The sequence below is a fragment of the Pseudomonas tremae genome, assembly GCF_001401155.1.
GTDB lineage: Bacteria > Pseudomonadota > Gammaproteobacteria > Pseudomonadales > Pseudomonadaceae > Aquipseudomonas > Aquipseudomonas tremae.
Map to the genome: position 1 here is coordinate 1 of NZ_LJRO01000474.1, position 308 is coordinate 308.

General features: G+C 56.2%; 1 pseudogene. It reads right to left on the reverse strand.

Features of this window, described 5'->3' with window-relative positions:
• Positions 1-81: 81 nt before the first annotated feature.
• A pseudogene (locus tag ALO43_RS26295) lies at positions 82-308 on the reverse strand (type II toxin-antitoxin system HipA family toxin); the annotation flags it as partial.

The window sequence follows — 308 nt, forward strand, 5'->3', positions numbered from 1 at the left end:
GTGAGTCTAGAACATTCGTGCATTCATCTGTCTGTTGGAATTGCAGTTGCCAAAGGTCGCGACACGAAGCCCAACGGCTTGCTACCCAAAGGTTTTCATAAACGGCTCAGCGCATCGTCTGACCGCAGCGATGACCTCCGGCGCCTGCTCGTTCAGCTCAACCGAACGCGCCAGTACTTGCTCCAGTGCCTGAAGTTGCCCGGAAATCACCTCCTCTGGACGTGTCACATCACAGATCTGGGCGAAATCCAGTAGGCCCTGCCGCGAGGCGAATAGCGACTTGTTGCCGAGCAGATCCAGTGCCAACA